The sequence below is a fragment of the Streptomyces violascens genome, from assembly GCF_014649955.1.
Taxonomy (GTDB): Bacteria; Actinomycetota; Actinomycetes; order Streptomycetales; family Streptomycetaceae; genus Streptomyces; species Streptomyces violascens.
The window spans coordinates 21881-39760 of sequence record NZ_BMUA01000045.1 but is presented as its reverse complement, the minus strand read 5'-3'; the positions used below and the strand labels follow the sequence as shown (position 1 = coordinate 39760).

The 17880-nt window shown below is 68.8% G+C and carries 15 protein-coding genes and 2 pseudogenes; 12 read left to right on the top strand and 5 right to left on the bottom strand.

Annotation, left to right across the window (positions count from 1 at the left end; all coding sequences use genetic code 11):
* Positions 1-62 precede the first annotated feature (62 nt).
* Positions 63-977, bottom strand: coding sequence for a SigB/SigF/SigG family RNA polymerase sigma factor (locus IE206_RS39975; protein ID WP_189971287.1), 915 nt, complete (start codon positions 975-977; stop codon positions 63-65).
* A 911-nt stretch (positions 978-1888) separates the two neighbouring features.
* On the opposite strand from IE206_RS39975, the gene IE206_RS43915 reads away from it, so the two are divergent.
* Together IE206_RS43915 and IE206_RS39960 are read left to right on the top strand one after the other, a co-directional pair.
* Positions 1889-3010, top strand: coding sequence for an SCO4651 family lipoprotein (locus IE206_RS43915; RefSeq protein ID WP_506005480.1), 1122 nt, complete (start codon positions 1889-1891; stop codon positions 3008-3010).
* A 489-nt stretch (positions 3011-3499) separates the two neighbouring features.
* Positions 3500-4087: an RDD family protein gene (locus IE206_RS39960; RefSeq protein ID WP_189971281.1), complete on the top strand. Its 588-nt coding sequence runs from the start codon at positions 3500-3502 to the stop codon at positions 4085-4087.
* Positions 4088-4355: 268 nt separating this feature from the next.
* Here the strand turns inward: IE206_RS39960 and IE206_RS39955 are convergent.
* Positions 4356-5011, bottom strand: a pseudogene (locus IE206_RS39955) (IS630 family transposase); the annotation flags it as partial.
* Between the two features lie 572 nt (positions 5012-5583).
* Between IE206_RS39955 and IE206_RS39950 the strand changes: the two are divergent.
* Positions 5584-6570, top strand: coding sequence for a YihY/virulence factor BrkB family protein (locus IE206_RS39950; protein ID WP_189971279.1), 987 nt, complete (start codon positions 5584-5586; stop codon positions 6568-6570).
* 106 nt (positions 6571-6676) lie between these two features.
* Here the strand turns inward: IE206_RS39950 and IE206_RS39945 are convergent.
* A pseudogene (locus tag IE206_RS39945) lies at positions 6677-6925 on the bottom strand (transposase); the annotation flags it as partial.
* A 717-nt stretch (positions 6926-7642) separates the two neighbouring features.
* On the bottom strand, positions 7643-7873 hold the full coding sequence (locus IE206_RS39940; RefSeq protein ID WP_189971276.1) for a hypothetical protein: 231 nt from the start codon (positions 7871-7873) through the stop codon (positions 7643-7645).
* Positions 7874-8282: 409 nt separating this feature from the next.
* On the opposite strand from IE206_RS39940, the gene IE206_RS39935 reads away from it, so the two are divergent.
* Both IE206_RS39935 and IE206_RS39930 read left to right on the top strand, forming a co-directional pair.
* Positions 8283-8840 (top strand): hypothetical protein, encoded by a 558-nt coding sequence (locus tag IE206_RS39935; RefSeq protein WP_189971274.1) that lies wholly within the window; start codon positions 8283-8285, stop codon positions 8838-8840.
* A gap of 81 nt (positions 8841-8921) precedes the next feature.
* Positions 8922-9401, top strand: a complete 480-nt coding sequence (locus tag IE206_RS39930) for a hypothetical protein (protein ID WP_189971272.1) — start codon at positions 8922-8924, stop codon at positions 9399-9401.
* Positions 9402-9599: 198 nt separating this feature from the next.
* Here IE206_RS39930 and IE206_RS39925 read toward each other — a convergent pair whose 3' ends face one another.
* Positions 9600-10697 carry a bile acid:sodium symporter family protein gene (locus IE206_RS39925; RefSeq protein WP_189971269.1) on the bottom strand — a complete coding sequence of 366 codons (1098 nt, stop codon included), beginning with the start codon at positions 10695-10697 and terminating at the stop codon, positions 9600-9602.
* Between the two features lie 212 nt (positions 10698-10909).
* On the opposite strand from IE206_RS39925, the gene IE206_RS39920 reads away from it, so the two are divergent.
* The 7 genes from IE206_RS39920 to IE206_RS39890 all read left to right on the top strand — a co-directional run bounded on the left by IE206_RS39920 (position 10910) and on the right by IE206_RS39890 (position 17825).
* Complete coding sequence (locus IE206_RS39920; RefSeq protein ID WP_226599046.1) at positions 10910-12217, top strand: MGDG synthase family glycosyltransferase; 1308 nt, start codon at positions 10910-10912, stop codon at positions 12215-12217.
* Positions 12214-12963, top strand: coding sequence for a polysaccharide deacetylase family protein (locus tag IE206_RS39915; RefSeq protein WP_226599045.1), 750 nt, complete (start codon positions 12214-12216; stop codon positions 12961-12963). The genes IE206_RS39920 and IE206_RS39915 overlap by 4 nt, the downstream gene beginning before the upstream one ends.
* Positions 12964-13021: 58 nt before the next feature.
* Positions 13022-13405 (top strand): BlaI/MecI/CopY family transcriptional regulator, encoded by a 384-nt coding sequence (locus IE206_RS39910; RefSeq protein WP_189971267.1) that lies wholly within the window; start codon positions 13022-13024, stop codon positions 13403-13405.
* A 3-nt stretch (positions 13406-13408) separates the two neighbouring features.
* A complete protein-coding gene (locus IE206_RS39905) occupies positions 13409-14350 on the top strand; it encodes a M56 family metallopeptidase (protein ID WP_189971265.1) in 942 nt (313 codons plus the stop codon).
* 261 nt (positions 14351-14611) lie between these two features.
* Complete coding sequence (locus IE206_RS39900) at positions 14612-15265, top strand: response regulator transcription factor (protein WP_189971263.1); 654 nt, start codon at positions 14612-14614, stop codon at positions 15263-15265.
* Entirely contained in the window at positions 15256-16512 is a 1257-nt protein-coding gene (locus tag IE206_RS39895; protein ID WP_189971261.1) for a sensor histidine kinase, read from the top strand. The genes IE206_RS39900 and IE206_RS39895 overlap by 10 nt, the downstream gene beginning before the upstream one ends.
* Before the next feature lie 38 nt (positions 16513-16550).
* Complete coding sequence (locus IE206_RS39890; RefSeq protein WP_189971259.1) at positions 16551-17825, top strand: COG4705 family protein; 1275 nt, start codon at positions 16551-16553, stop codon at positions 17823-17825.
* Positions 17826-17880 lie beyond the last annotated feature (55 nt).

The window sequence follows — 17880 nt, the reverse complement described above, 5'->3', positions numbered from 1 at the left end:
AACCGCCCTGGCCGCTACAGCTTGACGGCTTGGGGTCGTGAGGTGTCTATGCGGTCACGGCACTAGGCGATGGTAATTTCGTCGAGCATGCCAGTGCGGAGCTTGTTAAGGATCCTGGACAGGAGTCGGGAGACCTGCATCTGGGAGATGCCGAGTTCGACGCCGATCTGCGCCTGAGTGAGTTCGTGTCCGAAGCGCATGCTGACGATGCGCCTTTCACGCTCGTCGAGCTGCTCCATGAGCGGGGCCAGCGTGTGGAGGTTCTCGACCCTCTCCATCCCGGGGTCTTCCTCGCCGATGAAATCAGCCACGCTGCGCGTCTTGGCGCTGGCCGACTGGCCCAAGTCCTCGGCGTCGGGAGACATGTCGAGGGAGCCGGCCGTGTAGCCGTTGGACGCGACGATCCCGTCGATGACCTCGTCCTCGTCCAGCTTGAGGTGTGCGGCCAGCTCCTTCACAGTCGGATCACGGTCGAGCTGGAGGGAGAGGTGTTCCTTCCCCTTGGCGATCTCGGTGCGCAGTTCCTGGAGGCGGCGCGGGACGTGCACGGCCCAGGTAGTGTCGCGGAAGAACCGCTTGATCTCGCCGACGATGTAGGGGATGGCGAAGGAGGTGAACTCGACTTCGCGGGACAGGTCGAAGCGGTCGATGGCCTTGATCAGGCCGATCGTGCCGACCTGGATCATGTCCTCCATCTGACCGTCGCCGCGGTTGCGGAACCGGCTCGCCGCGAAGCGGACCAGGGACAGGTTCATCTCGATCAGAGTGTTCCGCGCGTACTGGAACTCGGCAGTGCCCTCTTCCAGGACCTGGAGCTGGTCGAAGAACACCTTCGAGAGGGCACGGGCGTCCTTGGGGGCTACCTTGCCCGCATCTTCCACCCACGGCAGCTCACCCTCCGCAGCTGGCGCAGCGCTGGACTCCGTGCTGCTGGCCGCCACCCGGTTTAGCTGCTCCGGTTCCGCCACCGGTGCCATGCGAATCCCTCCCCAGCCGACGCCAATCCCGTTCGGCCAGCCGCATACCCCAAGCCCTTCGGAGCATGCACGCTGCGATGTATGTCACGTCGTCAGGCCTGCGACGTGCCACATGTCCTAGGGGATCAAGAATTTCACCGGCACGAGGGCTCGTCGTACACCGATTTCCGGGTACCGGCACGAAGTGGCCGTCGCGTCGGCTTCCGTTGACCGGAACCACGCCTTCAGGAATGCGACGCCATGGTCCCCAACACCGCGCTATCGGGCTTACCTCACATGCGAACTCGCGTTCCGCGTGCCTCGACGACCAGGAGGCAGAGGGCGAGGAGAGGCTGGCCTCGCTCCCTGGGTTCCTGCTGGGGCAGCGGACCCCCGACGCCAGGAGGTTCGACGCCCGGCCCCGCCCCGCGTCCACACAGCCAGATGCTCACCAGCTCAACCCCGCCATGCCCACAGACCAACAACACCCCGTCCTCCCTTTCTTGATCAATGGGCGCAGGGAGACGGGCAGGAGGTGATGGCTGACCCTCCACCACCCCAACTGCGAGGTCTGGCCACAGCGTTCTCGTCGGGACCGGATGCGGGGCGCAGCAGGTCGGGCAGCAGGACGTGCAGCAGATACGGCGGTCCAGGCCGGTCGGGCGCCAGGGCACGCGGACCTCCGCAGCCCACGATCCCGGCAGGCCGAGCGGGAGCAAGGCCTGCACGGCGTCGCCGACGGCAGTGCTCGGCGACACGGTGGGTGGCAGTGGTGACAGTGGCTCAGTCGTACGCGGCGAGGGTCCGGGACAAGGCGGAGCGGCCGACAGCGGCGTGCTCCGCATTGAGGTGCCAGCTTTCCTCCGTCGCGGTGCCGCGTGTCGCCGTCAGCAGCCCGGCACCGTTGGTGCGCAGGTTGAGTACCAGTACTCATGCGCCGTCGAGGCGCTCATGCCCACAGGGCAGGGCTCGGCGACCGGGGCAACAGGGCGGGCAACGTGGTGACCAGCCGAACGTGGGCCCGTGCGACGGTGCGGCTTCGGCTCAAGGGGTGTGGCGTGGGGTCCCATCAGGCGGTGTTGGTGGGCTGCTGTACGTTCTGGGTCCGCAGTGACGGCAGTGTGCCGTGGGGAGTTGAGGGGGATTTGATGCGCGTAGGGTCAATACGCCGGGTGGGGATCGCTGTGTCGGTGGCGGCGGTGTTCGCGGGAGCCGGGGCCTGCAGTGGCGGCAGCGGCGGCAAGGATGCGTCTCCGGCTTCGTCGTCGCAGGCTGCTGCCCGGCCGGAGGCTGCGTCTGGGGGTGCGGTGGAGGCGTTGCAGGCGTCGTGGAAGAAGACTTCCACCGCCCATTCGGCGCGGGTCGAGCTGTCCATGGCGTCCGGTGCGCAGGAGATGGCCGGGACGGGGAAACTGGCCTGGGGCAGCGGTACCACTGCCGAGGTCAGCATGAAGTTTACCCGTGGCGCGACAGCCGAGCGCATGGGAAAGTTGGGCATTGAGGGGATCCAGGCCCGGTATCTCCCGGACGGTTTCTGCATGAACATGGGTCCGCAGTTCGCCGCGCACACGGGCGGCAGGCACTGGGTCTGGTACGGGTATGCGACGCTGGCCAAACAGAGCCCGTACGGTGCGTTCATGTCGGACCAGATGCAGACCTCCACACCCGAGAAGACGGTACAGACGCTGCTGGCCTCCCCGGACGTGCACCGGGTGGCAGAGGACACGGTCCGCGGCGTGACAGCCACTCACTACAGCGGCACCGTCGACATCGCCAAGCTGGCAGCCGGGACAACCCACCTGGACCAGAAGACTCTGGACGGCCTCAAGGCCCAGCTCGAGAAGAACGGTGTCACCACCGAGTCCATCGACGTGTGGGTCGGCAAGGACGGCCTGCCCGTCAAGAAGACCGAACGCACCCACACCGCGCGAGGTGAACAGACCGGCACCGCCTACTACTCTGACTACGGCCTGCCGGTCGACGTGAAGGCCCCGCCCACTGCGGACACCGTCGACTTCGCCACCCTCAAGAAGCAGACCCCCGCGCAGACCTGAGCCAGACACAGGCCCCGTTGTTTTCGGCAGAGGCGATCGGAAGCCACTCCGACACGTTGATCATAAGCCAGTGCCGATCCGTTGAGATGACGACTGCTTCGTGATCGGCAGCCGTTTCGGGAACCACCCGGATCGGGTGACTTCCTTGGGATCTCTCACGCAAGCGGGTGGCGACGGCGGTGGCATGTGAGCCGATATGTTGTGGCCACCGGGTCCTCCGCAGCCCGGACCTGACAGGCTCTCGGCGTGGGTGGACCCGGCTCCGTATGGATGCCGTGGTCCGCCGGGCAGGTCAGGCACGCTCCCAGAAGTCGTGCGGGTGTCGTCCGGGCGGAATCCGCTGGCTTCGGCCATACAACGGATTAGACAAGCCGCCGATCACAAGAACACCATAGGTGCGCAAGATCGCTGTGCCGGGGCAACCGCTCATGAACTCGAAAGCCCTTCTCACAGCCGCTTCGTCCCCAACTGGCCCCGGAGGGCTTCACTTTGAGTTTCGGCGATCCTAACAACCCTTACGGCCAGCAGCAGGCACAGCCGGGTTACCCCGCGCGAAACCCGCAGAGCGTGCCACCGCAATACGGCTACCCGCCCTACCCGCAGCAGCCCTACGGCGCGCACCCGGGAATGAACAGCAACCTCGGAACCGGTATACCGCTGCTCGCCCACTGGGGGCAGCGCGTGGGGGCGTACCTGCTCGACGGACTGATCATCTTCGGCCCGATGTACGCCCTGGGGTTCATCGACCTGGCCAATAGCGATGACCGGGCGACTGCGGGCCCGGGGCCTTTCTTCGTCGTTGGCCTGCTCTATGCAGTGGGCATGGGTTTCTTCCAGCTGTACCGGGAAGGCAAGACTGGCCAGACCACTGGGAAGAAGGTCCTCGGCATCAGCCTGCGCCGCGAAGCCGATGGCAGCACGCTTGGGTTCGGCATGGCACTCGTACGCAAGCTCGCGCATTTCCTCGACAGTATTGCCTGCTACATCGGCTGGTTGTGGCCGGTGTGGGACACCAAGAATCAGACCTTCGCCGACAAGGTGTGCAGCACCGTTGTCATTCAGGTCGGCAAAGGCTGACTGATTCCTTCGCCGGTGTGCACTTCCGTGCGGGCAGCGGCAGCGGGCAGACGCCCGATGCCCGCGGCGACCCTGGCGGAGGTCTCGACCAGCCTGTCGGTGTCAGCCCGGCACTGGCCGCCCGGCCGCGGAGGGCTTCGCGGCAGCGCCGTTCCTCTTGGGCCGGGCTCGCCCTACTTCACCGGCGGATGGACAGGCCGGCGCCCCGTCGGCGGTGAACGCCCGGGGCGATCGGCGGCCGAGATGCACATCATCGAGCTGACCGGCGTTAGTGTCCTGCGCCGGAGATCCGTTGGCAGAAGCGGGCGAGTGAGTCGAGGATCTCTTCGGCTGTCTTGGTCCAGGTGAACGGGGTCAGGTTCTCGTTCCATTGTTTGACCCAGGCCCGGATGTCGGCTTCCAGGGAACGCACACTCTTGTGTGTGCCACGGCGGATCTTCTGGTCCGCGAGGAAGCCGAACCATCGCTCCACCTGGTTGATCCAGGAGGAGCCGGTGGGCGTGAAGTGGAGGTGGAACCGCGGGTGTTTGGTCAGCCATGTCTTGATGGCCGGGGTCTTGTGGGTGCCGTATTGTCGCAGATCAAATGAACCTGCAGATGCCCCGGAATCTCGTTGTCGATCTTGATGAGGAACTTCTTGAACTCCGCTGCCCGGTGCCGGCGGTGCAGGGAGGTGATGACCTCGCCGGTCGCGACGTCGAAGGCCGCGAACAAGGTGGTCAGGCCGTTGCGAACGTAGTCGTGAGTGCGACGTTCGGGCATGCCGGGCATGAGCGGCAGTACCGGCTGTGAACGGTCCAGGGCCTGGATCTGGGACTTTTCGTCCACGGACAGGACCACCGCACCTTCCGGTGGATTGAAGTACAGACCCACCACGTCGTAGACTTTCTCCACGAACTGTGGGTCCGTCGACAGCTCGTCGGTTATGCCGCGGGGGGCGTGTTGGTGCCGCTGCCTGGTCTCGGCTGGTGTGGGGTAGCCGAAGGTCTTGTGCTTGCGCAGGCGGCGGCGATTGTAGGAGGTCTCGATGGCCTCGGGGTGCACGTCGAGTTGGTCGCCGATGCGCTTGATCGCGCCAGCTCGACCGACCGGGTCCTTGCGGGCCTCGACGGCCAGGCGCGTAGCGCGTTCACGCAGTTCGTCGGGGTTATTACGGGGGAGCAGCCATGATCGGCATCCTTCCGGGTCTTGATGATCTCCATCAAACCCGGGGCGATTCATGGTGCATGACGCATTGATGCTGGACGGCAACGCCCGTTTAAATCTGGCCACGTTCGTGGCGACGTGGGTAGAACCGTCGCGCGAACAGGCCCGGCCGGGGCAGGCTATGCAACTTCCGTACTCCTTGGCCGCGCACACCACCCGCGACGCGACAAGTGAGCTGGCACGGCCAGCGAACCCTACACTGCTTCAGCACCCCCGGCTGCTGGTGCCCAGCTTTCTTGGCCTGGTCCGGGACACCTGACAGGCTGGCCACAGGAAGAGAGAAAACTTCATTGCCCGCGCTTCCCCCGTCGGATGGCGGCAGATTCGATCGCACCGCGGCCGTCTTCAAGCGACTGCGCGACGATCTGCGGGACACGGCCCTGGCGGTGTGGAATGACAACGTCGCCGACTGCGCCGCCGCACTGACCTATTACGCTGTCCTGGCTTTGGTGCCTGCTCTCCTGGTTGCTGTCTCAGTCATCGGGCTGGCCGCCCCGCAGGCGACCGGCCGCCTGATCGATGACCTCACCTCCTACGCTCCGGCGCAGTCCGCCAGCGCCCTGCGCGGCGCTCTGCGCGAGATGACGGCGGCGCAGTCAAGTGTGTGGGTGCTGGTGGCCACCGGGACGGTGAGTGCCCTGTGGTCGGCGGCGAGCTACCTGGCGGTCTTCCGGCGCGCCCTGCATTCCATGTACCACCTGCCGGACAACCGGCCAGCGCTGCGCACCGCGCACACCATCGTGGCCACTGCCCTGCTCCTGCTCGCTCTTCTCCTCACCGGTTCGGCGGCGATCGTGATCTCGGGACCGCTGGACCGCCGGGCCGCGGCGCTTCTCGGCGTGGACGGCCTGGGAACTTGGTCCACGGTGCGCTGGCCGGTACTGCTGTGCGTGGTGACGGTCCTGGTCCTCGTGCTCTTCCGTACCGGCCCCACCAAGACCCGAGGCATGCGCCAGGGGCTGCCCGGCGGCTTGCTCGCCGTGTTCCTGTGGTTCACGGCCTCCGCCGGGTTCGAGCTCTACGCCGGACACTTCGCCTCCTACACACGCCTGTACGGGTCGCTGGCCGGCGTAGTGGTGTTCCTCGTTTGGCTGTGGTTCACCAACCTCTCGCTGCTCGCGGGGGCTCAGTTCAACGCCGTCCGCGGCCGTCGTCGCTCACCGGGAGGGCTGGCGCCTGCCGCCACGCCCGGTACGGATACGGGTCCGCGCCTGGGACCAGGCCTCACGCCGCGAACCGGCCCGGCACCAGGGCAGAGCGGCGACAGCAGCGACTAACTAATAGGACTCCGTTAGGTCTCAGGTGATCTTGTCGCTCTCTGCTGGTAGGAGTGGGGTAGCGGTTGGTGGCAGGTGGTGCAGATGCCGGTGCAGCACCTCGGCGTGTCCTGGAGGAGGTCGGGGACGAGGTAGAGGGTGAGGCCGGCGTGGGGGTTTTTGGGGAGAGCCGCTGCTGGGTGAGGAAGGCGTGGGCGGCGGTGGCGAGGGTGACGTGGTGGTGCCGGCCGGGCCAGGAGCGTCCTTCGAAGTGGTCCAGGCCCAGGCCGTGTTTGAGTTCGCGGTAGTCGTGCTCGACGCGCCAGCGCAGTTTCGCGCAGCTGACCAGATCCTCCAGTGCGGTGTCGGTGGGCAGGCTTTCCGGTCTGCCCGTCTCCCTGTGCCCGTTGATCAAGAAATTGGAGGGTGGGGGCTTGGTCTGCGGGCGCGGCGGGGGTGGGCCGGTGAGTGTCTGGTTGCGCGGCCATGGTGGTGTCCGCGGGGCGGCTGGGGCCGGGGGCGGCTCTGGGCGGGCCGGGGCCGGGCGCAGGGCCCCGCCTATGGCGGGACCCTGCGATTGGTGCGCCTTGGGGGAAGGCGCGGGCTGTTCAACGAGTCGGCGTCGGATCGGTTGTGTGGCAGCTGGCCGCGGGTCACTGGGCTGCCGCGGTGTGAGTGTTACGGCTTGGTGGGGAAAGGACGCCGTGGCGGATTTTGGGTGTGTGAGCGGGGTTGTGGTGCCGGAGATGCGGGCGCGTGGGCCGCAGCCGCAGTGGCGGCCGCGGGGGAGACGGCGCGGGTGCTCGGTGTGTCGTGCCCCGGCCGGCTGGATGTGCGGTGGATACTCCTGCCAAGTCGCTCCCTGCGACCATGCGGGGAGACCAGCGGGGCACTGTTGTCTGCTCCGCCCTGCTGGGTCGGCGGCCTCGGCGTCCTTCCCGGGTACGAGGCTGCCGGCTGGACTCCGCCCTGGCCCGTCAGGCTCCCCCGTCTTGGCGGGCCGGGCCTCTGCCGCGACAGAGGGGCGGGGATCAGCCCGTACTGGGTGAGCGCCTGGGGTGTAGGCGCGACTGCCTCGCGGGCCCGGATCCGGCTAGGCGACATCTCCCGTGACCACACTGGTCTGTTGTGACCAGGACTTGATGACCGTGTAGTCACCATCAGCGGTCGTCTCGGCGAGCGTGACGACGGCGTGGCCTGAGCCGTAGAGGCCGACTTGGCCGAGGAACATTTTCTCGGCCACCTCGCCGTCGTCCCAGTAGCCCTGTACGTACGCACCGTCGGGCCGGAACTGGGTGGTCACGCGAAATCTGCCGGGGTTCATGGACCGAGAGCCTGCCAGGCGGTGTTCGTCAGCGGAGCAGGGGTGTTCACGACAGTCAGGCGGTCTCCGTCCGGAGCGAGCACGTGCTGGGGGCCCTGGTGTGCTTGTCGCTGGGGCCGCTGGGGAGGACGATGGAAGCAACGTCAGCATGATCGGAGGTACCCGTGCTGGCTCGCCATCGAGGTCGTTCCTGGCTCGTTGCACTTGACCGAGATCGTCTTTCTGTGGGCTAGCGGGATCCCCATGGTGGGAGCGGCTCCCTATCCGCTGGGGCGGTGGGTTCAGGCCGTGCGTCGGCGGACGATGGCTCTGTTGTCGGGCGCAGGATCCGCCACGGTTGCGCTTGGTTCCTCGTTTCCGGCGGCAGTGAGGTGTGGTGCGCGGGCTCGGCCAATGAGCGGAGGACTCCATGTCCCTCATCGTCACCGTCATTCTTGCCGTCGTGCTGGCGCTTGTCGTGTGCGCGGTGGCAGTGCAGGTGGTCATCGCACGTCGCCGAAGGCAGCTTCGGGAGCGGTTCGGCCCGGAGTACGAGCGAACCGTGGAGGCCCAGGACAGCCGTCGAGCCGGGGAACGGGAACTACGCGAGCGCGAGGAACGGCACGACGCGCTGGACATCAGGCCCCTGCCGGCACCTGTTCGAGAGCGGTACTCGCGGGACTGGGCCCATGTGCAGGAGCAATTCGTCGACCGGCCCGACGACGCGGTTCACGAGGCGGACCGGCTCGTGACCTCGCTCATGAGCGAGCGCGGCTACCCGACGGCAGGCTACGAGCAGCAGCTCAAGGACCTGTCGGTTGAACACGGGAACACTCTGGAGCACTACCGCGCCGCCCACCAGGTCAACGAGCGCAGCAGCCACCATCAAGCGACCACGGAGGAGCTGCGAGGCGCGATGGTGCACTACCGAGCGCTGTTCGAGGAACTGCTCCACAACGGAGATCGGCCGGGCACGAGCCCCGCGTGAGCCGGCGACCAGCGACACGAGGGCGGCGTACCGGCCGAGCCGACGCCGGCCGTAACGCGTGACGGATGGAAGTGAAGAGAGATGCGCTACGAGGAGACATCCCGGCCAGAGGAGGACGTCCTGTCCACGGAGGACCTGGCAGGCGCCCGCCAGGGCACCGCAGACGAGGCGCCGGTCTCGGCTGACACCCCACCGGCGTACGCCGACGAGGCCACCACCGACGAGAACGCCCACGAGGAGGCACTCGGTCAAACACCCTCCGGCGAACGCGACGAACCGGAACAGAGCGAGGACAACGAACCGCTGCTCGGGGCGGAACAGGAGGAGTTCCGGGCCAGGTGGCAGAAGATCCAGAGCCAGTTTGTCGATGACCCTCAAGACTCCGTCAATGCAGCCGACCAACTGGTTGCCGAAACCATGCAGGCACTCGCCGCAACCTTCTCAACGCACAAGCGCGATCTTGAGGCCCAGTGGCATCGCGGGGAGGAAGTAGTGACTGAAGATCTGCGCGTCGCGCTCCAGCAGTACCGCTCGTTCTTCAACCGCCTGCTCAGCACCTGACAGGAACGGAGCTGCCGACCCCTGGCAAGGTCTTTGGCCCCCCTGAGCGCACCGGCTCCGCACCAGATGATGAGCGGGTCTCCCATCCAGCAGGTCTGGACAGCGATCGCGGCCGAAGGACTGATCCACAACTCTTGACGATTGCTCACCGCTGCCGACAGCCGCGTCACCGCGGTTCAAGCGCGGTTCAAGCGCGGTTCAAGCATTCGTGGTGGCTCGTGGTGCGCCATCGGCGGCCGGGTCGGCCAGGGACACGGACCCGCTCGTGCCGGGAGGACTGCCCATCGCTGTGGCCATGGTCTTCTGCAGCAGGCTGTAGGACAGGACGGGAAGCAGTACTTCGGGGCGGTGTGAGAACCAGGTGGTGGCCAGGACTGCGGCCGCGCTGGTGTTGTTCATTCCGGTGGCGAGGGTGAGGGAGATGTGGTCGGGATCGTTGCAGCGGGTCCAGCGGGACATCCACCGGCCGAGGAGGAATGAGAGGGCGCATGCGGTGCCGGACACCATGAGGGCCAGGGCCAGCAGGTCCGGGTCGGGGTGGGTGAGAGCCTGGCCGAGCGCGCCTGCGGCGTTGATGTAGCAGAGCAGCAGGACGTTCAGGAGGTTGACCGCCTTGACCCAGGGCAGCACCCGGCTGATCCGGCGTTCGCCGAGCAGCGCCCGCACGAGGATCCCCACGATGCAGGGGAGCACGACCGAAGCCAGCGCGAACGGACCGGCCCCGGTGCCGGCGAGCCCGTCAAGACGGGTGGTGTCGTCCAGGCCGCCGATGCCGTCAGGACCGACCAGCTGGGCGGCCAAGTGCAGGCCGAGCGGGACGGTGAGTGGGCTGAGCAGAGTCGAGCCGAGGACCATGGCCACCACCAGCGGCACGTTGCCGCCCGCGTTCTGCCCCCAGGATGCCGCGCCGCCCGCGATCGGCATCGCCAGCACCAGCATCACTCCCACCAGCAGGCACTCCACCTCAAGCGGGTCGGGCCAGGAGCGGAGGAAGACGGCGAGGGCGGGTAGGAGCAGGACGGGCAGGAACGCGTTGGCAGTGATGCCCAGCAGAAGCCGCAGCGGTCGGCGCACCGCCCCGGCGATGTCCCGGACGCGGACTCCGAGTCCGGCGTTGACCAGCATGATGGCCAGCAGCCCCATGGGCAGGGTCAACACAGCACCTTGGATGGGGAATCGGAGTCTCAGCCCGCGCAACAATTCACCGGGGCCGGGCGCCACTCCGGCCAGCGCATAGCAACCCAGCATCAGGCCGAGCAGCCATCGCTGCGCGGCCGCCACCCCACGGAAGATCACACACGGGAGCATAGTCGCTACGCAGCGCGATGAACGGCCTGCGCAAGGCGGCCCATGGACGCCGGTGGTGGCGATGCGCGCCGCGTCACTCGTCACTCGATCCACAATGTTCTACAGCGTGTAGTAGGTTCTCGTGGCAGCCCCCGCCGGGCCCGTGTCGCGGCTTCCGAGGGAGGCGGTGTTCCGCATGCTCTTCAGGAGGCTGATCGGCTGTGCTCCGTCGTGACATTCCGGATGACGTCCGGCCCGCCGGCCCGCCACCCGCCGGCCGGATCACCATCGTGTCCGCGAGTGTGGGCGCGGGACACGACGGTGCCGCCGACGCGCTCGCCGTTGAGTTGGAGGCGGCTGGGTTCCAGGTGGACCGGCACGACTTCCTCGACCTGCTGCCAGCGCGGCTCGGCCACGTCCTGTGCAGTGCGTACCACCGACTCCTGACCAGCGCGCCCTCCAGCTATCAGCGGATCTACGCGGCCACCGAACGCTCCGGCTCCCCCGGCCCCGCGGTGCGCGCCCTGCTCCGCAGCGCCGAGCGGCGCATCCTCCGGGAGATCGGGCCGGATTCCCGAGCCGTCGTGTCCACCTATCCGCTTGCGAGCCAGGCGCTGGGCGCACTGCGGCGGAGCGGGCGGCTGGGCATCCCCGCGCTCACCTACCTCACCGACTTCTCCGTACACCCGCTGTGGGTTGCCCCCGGCATCGACGCGCACCTCGCCGCGCACCCGGTTCCGGCTGCCCAGGCGACCGCGCTCGACGCGGCTGCCGTGAGGGTGACCGGACCGGTGACCGGCTCTCGTTTCATCGATGTCGACGAGGCCGAACGCCGCGCCACCCGGGACCGGTTCGGGCTCCCTCACGATGCCGTGCTCGCCTTGTTGGTCGCGGGATCCTGGGGCGTCGGGCCGGTGCGGGAGTCCGCCGCGGAGATACGGGACAGCGCCGTCGTCGAACCGGTGATCGTGTGTGGGCGCAACACGGCGCTGGTCGAGCAGTTGCGGGCCGATGGGTTCCGGTACGTCCACGAGTGGATCGGGGACATGCCGCTCCTGATGCGCGCCTGCGACGTCCTCGTCCAGAACGCGGGCGGCCTCACCTCACTCGAAGCGTTCGCCAGCGGGCTCCCCGTGGCCAGTTACCGGTGCATACCGGGGCACGGGCAGACCAATGCGGCCGCCCTCGACGAGGCGGGGCTCGCCGTCTGGATACGGAGGTCTGAAGACCTCACCTCCGTACTGTCCGATCTCGCCAAGGGCTCACTCGGGGAGCGCCAGCGAGCGGCCGGGCTCGCCCTCTTCGCGTCGAATCCCGGTCCGGCGGCCGCCATCTCTGCCGCGGCCCTTCCCCACCCACACGCCAACAGGAAGCGCAAGCTCGCTGTCTCCCGGGGCAAGTTGGTGGCCGCCGCCCTCACCGCCACCCTCTCGCTCGGGGTCGCCGCGCCGCTCGCCCATGCCTACGAGTCCGGGAGCGGGCGGCTGCCTCACCTCGCCCACAGCTTCTTCGAAAGGTACGAACTGTGAGCTCCCGTGCCGCCAGGGCCGCTCTGCTCGCCGCGGCCGGGGCGCTGCCCGCGCTGGCCGTCGCACACACGGCGCCGGCCGTGTCCGCACTCGGCCCGCTGCGCAACCGCACGATGCCCCGGCTGTCGGGGCGGGGCCGCCCCGACCACATCGCGCTGACCTTTGACGACGGGCCCGACCACCTGTCCACTCCGCACTTCCTGCGCCTCCTGGACCGCGAAGGGGTGCGCGCGACGTTCTTCCTGCTCGGCTCGATGCTCGCCCGCTCACCCGGGCTCGGCAAGGAGATGGCCGCCGCCGGGCACGAGATCGGCGTGCACGGCTGGGCGCACCGCCCGCTGGCCCTGCGCGGCCCGCGCGCCACCCGCGACGACCTCGCGCGGGCCCGCGACCTGGTCGGCGACGTCACCGGCGAGCGACCCCGCCTCTTCCGGCCGCCGTACGGAGTGATGAGCACGGCCGCCCATCTCGCCTGCCGGGACCTCGGGCTCACGCCCGTGCTGTGGACGGCCTGGGGCGAGGACTGGCGCCGCCGGGCCACGCCTCGCTCGGTGCACGACACGGTGATGGGCTCGCTGCGTGGCGGTGGCACAGTGCTGCTGCACGACTCCGACTGCACCTCCGCCACCGGCTCGTGGCGCACCACACTGGGCGCACTGCCCGCGCTCCTGGACACCTGGAACAGCCGCGGCTGGCAGACCGGACCGCTGCGCGACCACGGCTGCGACCGGCTCTACTCCGCGTAGTAGTTTGGGGCTGAGCCGGTGGCCGCCGGGCTCAGCATGGCGACAGAGGGGTACGAACGTGACGGACAGCGGCGCCGGCACGGCCGGGCGGCGAGCACCCGGTGAACTCGAGAACGAGGTGCTCGCCGCGCTCTGGGCGGTCGGCGGACCCGCGACGGCCGGGGTCGTCCAAAAGCGCGTAGCGGGCGACCCCGCGTACACGACTGTCCTGACCATCTTGTCCAGGCTGTACGAGAAGGGGCTGGTCACCCGGGAGCGGGCGGGTCGCGGCTACCTCTACTCGCCTGTGCGGGACGAGGCGGGGCACGCCGCTGCGGGGATGCGGGCGCTGCTCGACAAGGGCGGCGACCGGGCTGCGGTGCTCGCCCGGTTCGTGTCCGAACTCGCCACCGAGGACGAAGAAATCCTGGAGCAGTTGCTGCGCGGGCACCAGGAGGGCTGAGCGGTGCGCGTCGCCCTCTTCACTCCCCTCGCGGTCAGCGCGGTCCTCGCGATTGCGACGCCCTGGGCCGGCGGCCGGCTGCCGCCGCGCCTGGCCGCCTGGCTGCTGACGCTCGCCTCACTGGTCGCGGCGGTCGGTACAGCAATCGCGCTGGGCATGATGGCTTTCACGCTGATCGCGCAGATCCCGGCCATCGCCGCGGAAGGCGAGTGGTCACCCGGCCTGGTGGCGGCGCACACCCCGGTCATCTGGCCGGTCGCCGTGGTCTGCGCACTCGCCCTCGCCGGGTGCTTGGGGTCACTCGTCTCCAGCGCCTGGCGGCAGGGCACGATGTGGCTGGCCGCCCGCCGGGAGTCCCGGGCCCTCCCCACGGACAGCGATATGACGGTGGTCGACGACCCGGTGCCGCATGCTTTCGCGCTGCCGGGTTCGCCCGGCCGCATCGTCGTCTCGTCCGGGATGCTGCGCGCACTGTCCGCCGAGGAGCGCAGCGCGCTGCTCGCCCATGAGCGTGCCCATCTGCGCCATCGCCACCATCTGTTCCTGCTGGTGCTGTGCCTGGCGGCGGCGCTCAATCCGATGCTGCGGCCCGTGGCGCGGGCCGGGAGTTTCGCGGTGGAGCGCTGGGCCGATGAAGAGGCCGGCACCCTGGTGGGCGACCGGCCGCTGGTGGCACGGGCGGTCGCCCGTGCGGCGCTCGCGGCCAAGCAGGCTCCGCGCCACTCGCTCGCCGCGACCGGCGGACCCGTGCCTCAGCGTGTGCGGGCACTGCTCGCTCCGCCACCGCCTTTCCGCCGCGACCTGGTCGTGGCGCACGCCCTGCTGATGGTGATCTGCTGCTCCAGCCTGGCGCTGTCCGCCAACGACATGGACCGGCTCTTCGACACCGCCTCGCCCGGCCACCTCCACGCAGCCCAATGGCGCCACGACCACCACGAACGCTAGGGACAGCGCCCCGCCCGGCCGTCCCCGGCCCCCCTATGGCCCGATACCGGCGGATCTCCGGCTATTGAAACCGGGGGGCGGCCGCACCATTGCCACGCCACCGGCATTCCCCGGCCATCGCGTCGCGGCGGCGCAACAGCAATCCGCAAACGCGGCTTCATGACAGGGCAGAGACGTACGGCATCAGCGGCCTGTTCCCGACCGCCGGGCGGCTGATCAGGGCAGATGGAGAACTGGGACGGGAGTATCTAGGGTCAGCACGTGGCTTTCATCATGGTGTGCGAAGACGACACGGCGGTACGCAGTGTCCTCAAGCGTGCCCTGGAGCACGATGGCCACACCGTCTCCGCTGTTGCCACGGCCGACGGCCTGCTGCGCCGGCTCGCACCGGCGCCCCATCTGGTCGTCCTGGATGTCGGGCTCCCGGACGCCGACGGCCGTGACGTCTGCCTGGCCCTTCGGGCGCGCGGCGTCGACGCGCCGGTGTTGATGCTCACCGCCTTGGACGGTCTGCATCACAAGGTGGGCGGTTTCGAGGCGGGCGCCGACGACTACATGACCAAACCCTTCGACATCCCGGAGCTGCTGGTCCGGGTCCGTGCGCTGCTGCGCCGGGCCACCGTGGCGCCCGCACCGTGCGAGGTCGTCCTGGATCCGGCGAAGCACGTGGTGACCTACAACTCGGCGAGCGAGAGCCTGACGCCGACCGAGTTCCGGCTGCTGGGCCGCCTGATCGCCTCGCAGGGCGACGCGGTACGCCGCCACGCTCTCATCGCTGCCGGCTGGCCTCACGGAGCGCAGGTCAGCGACAACACTCTCGATTCGTTCGTGCGCCGGCTGCGGACCAAGCTCACTCCACTGGGTGTGGCCGGGCAGCTGGCGACCGTCCGCGGCGTGGGCTACCGATGGCAGTGACGCGATTTCGCAGGAGGGTCGTCGCGCTCACGGTGCTGATCGCCACCGCCGTGGTCGCGATCCTGGTCGTGGTCTCGCATGTGCTGCTGAGCCGGGTGACGGACGCCGACGCGCACGACCTGGCGCGTACCCGCGCCGAGGCGGTCGCGGCGAACGTCACCACTGTGGGCGGGCGCGTCGTGCTGACGGAGAACAGCAGCGAGGCGCTGGACGAGGTCGCCTGGGTCTATGCCGACGGCCGCCTGATCGACGGGAACGTTCCGGGCAGCATGGTCGAGCGCGTCGAGGCGCTGGCCGGCTCGGGGCGATCACAGACCGCCACCGTCGCGCACTACCTCCTGTACGCGCAGGAGATCCCGATTGCCGGCCACCACGTCATGGTGATCGTCCGGGTGGACCTCACGCCTTATGAGACATCCGAGCAGCACAGCCTGACCTTGTCGCTGATACTGGGCGGCCTCGCCATCCTCCTCGCCGGCGGTGTCGCGCACCTCGTGGTGCGCCGCGCGCTGCGCGTCGTACACGAGATGGCCGCCCTCGCCGACGACTGGGGCCATCACGAACCCGGGCGCCGCTTCAACCTCGGAGTCCCACGCGATGAGTTCGGGGAACTGGGGCAGACCCTGGACCGCCTCCTGGAACGCGTCGACAACGCGCTGGCGGACGAGCGCCGCCTCACCGATGAGATCGCCCACGAATTGCGGACGCCCCTTACGGTCCTGCGGGGCGAGGCGCAGCTGGCACAGCTGTCCGGCGAGCCGGTGGTGCCGGAGGCGGTGCTGAGCGAGGTCGACCGCCTCGATGCGGCGATCACGACACTTCTGCGCGCCGCGCGCGCACGAACAGACGCCGGGACCCGGTGCGATCTGCACTCCGCCGCGCGGCAGGCGATCGCCGGCCGCGCTGTCGAGGTCGCCTTCCCCGCGAAGGCCGAGGTCGCCTTGGCGCCCGACGTCGCCGTGTCGTTGCTGTCGCCCCTGCTGGAGAACGGCCTGCGCCATGCGCGGTCGCGCGTGTGGATCACCGCGCGCATCCGGGGAGAGGCCATCGTGGTCGATGTCCTGGACGACGGCCCCGGGTTCGATCCCGCGGAGCTCGACCGGGTCTTCGAAGCGGGTGTGAGTGGCGGCGAGGGGTACGGCCTGGGGCTGCCGGTGGTCCGGCGCATCGCCGCCTCGGCCGGTGTGGAGGTCCGCGCGATCGCGGACGGCCGCGGTCACGTCGAGGTGACGCTCCCCGCCGCGTAGTCAGGTTGCTTGCAGGTTCCCCGCGTAAACCTCCCCGCATGACAACGACAACCGAAGCACGCACGCGCAGCGGGCGGCTCATGCTCAACAAGGTCCCCGAGGTCACCATCTGGTTCTGGGTGATCAAGGTCTTGTGCACGACGGTCGGTGAGAGCTTCGCCGACTGGATCAACACCCAGCTGGGCGTCGGCCTGGTGAACACGGCCTGGATCTTCACGGCGGTCCTGGTGGTGGCTCTGGCCGTCCAGCTGCGACTCAAGCGGTACGTACCGTTCCCCTACTGGCTGACCGTGGTCGTTGTCAGCGTCACGGGCACCTTGTACACCGACATCCTGACCGACCAGCTGAACGTGCCGCTGTGGATCAGCTCCGCGGTCTTCTCGGTGCTGCTCGTGGTGGTCTTCGGCGTGTGGTGGCTGCGTGAGCACACGCTGTCGATCCACTCGGTCACCACGCTGCCGCGGGAGTCGTTCTACTGGCTGACGGTCCTGGTCACCTTCGCGCTCGGCACCGCGACCGGCGACTGGACCCTGGAGCTGACCGGCTGGAGTCCGGGTGTCTCGGTGCTGCTGCCGCTCGGCCTCATCGCCGCGATCACGGCGCTGCGGAGGTTCGGCGCGAACCCGGTGCTGTCCTTCTGGCTCGCCTACATCCTGACCCGCCCGCTGGGCGCAAACATCGGCGACTGGCTCGCCTCCCCCAAGGTCGCCCAGAACCCGGGCGACCCGACCGGCCTCGCCCTCGGCACGTTCACCACCAGCCTGATCTTCCTCGGCCTGATCCTGGCGACCGTGGTCTACCTGACGGTGACGCGCACGGATGTGACAGAGACCCGCGAGGCCACCCACACCGCACAGGTCACCAGCAACCCACACAAGGAGCGCATCGCACTGGCCGGATTCGGCGTACTGGCCGTCGCCACGGCGGCCCTGCTGGCCTGGGCCCACGCTCAGCCGCACGTCGGCCCGGCGCCGGAGACCGATACCACCTCCGCCGTCCAGCTGCCTCCCGGCCAGGCGGTGAAGAACTTCCCGCCCGCCAAGGTCGGCGCGCTGCGGACCCTCGCATCCACCTCGCTCAAGGACGCACGCTCGGGCGACGCCACCGGCGCCCACGCGGCTGCCCAGTCGCTGCGCGACCTGTGGGATGCCGACCAGGACTCGCTCCAGCCGCTGGACGACACCGGTTGGACCTCCATCGACGCCCAGATGGACAAAGTGCTCAAGACGTTCGGCATCGACCACTCCAACCCGCCCATGTCACCGGCACAGCAGGAGAGCGAACTGAACACCCTTCTGGTGGACCTGGGCTGACAGACCACACAACGTCTGTCGGTGATCTAGAACATGCGTTTGGCACTGGCGTGGG